2 protein-coding genes are annotated in these 578 nt (G+C 65.2%); both read left to right on the forward strand.

What is annotated here, in order from left to right:
- The coding region (locus tag AAH991_RS40210; RefSeq protein ID WP_203950681.1) for a DUF742 domain-containing protein at positions 1-188 on the forward strand (188 nt) is incomplete at its 5' end.
- A gap of 7 nt (positions 189-195) precedes the next feature.
- Positions 196-578, forward strand: a 383-nt coding sequence (locus AAH991_RS40215) for a GTP-binding protein (protein WP_346231202.1), incomplete at its 3' end; no start/stop codon positions are given.

Below are 578 nucleotides of genomic sequence, written 5' to 3' on the forward strand. Positions count from 1 at the left end.
TGTGCCGTCAGGTGCGGTCGGTGGCGGAGGTGTCGGCGTTGCTGCGGATTCCGCTGGGTGTGGTTCGTGTGGTGATCGCGGACATGGCGGCGGAGGGGCTGGTGCATGTGCATCAGCCGCAGTTGGAGGCCGGTAAGCCGGATCTGAACTTGCTGGAAAGGGTGCTCAGTGGACTTCGCAGGCTCTAGCCGGGGGTTGACCTCGACGAAGATCGTCGTTGCGGGGGGCTTCGGTGTGGGGAAGACGACCTTCGTGGGGGCGGTTTCGGAGATCGTGCCGTTGACGACCGAGGCGGTGATGACGGACGCGTCGGCGGGGGTGGACGATGTGGGGTTGGTGCCGCACAAGACCACGACGACGGTGGCGATGGATTTCGGGCGGGTGTCGCTGGACCGGGATCTGATTTTGTATCTGTTCGGTACGCCGGGTCAGCATCGGTTCTGGTTCATGTGGGATGACCTGGTGCGGGGGGCGATCGGTGCGGTGGTGCTGGTCGACACCCGGCGGTTGGCCGACAGTTTCCCGGCGATCGACTACTTCGAGGAGGCCCGTCTGCCCTTCGTCGTCGGCGTCAACGG

The organism is Microbispora sp. ZYX-F-249 (assembly GCF_039649665.1).
GTDB lineage: Bacteria > Actinomycetota > Actinomycetes > Streptosporangiales > Streptosporangiaceae > Microbispora > Microbispora maris.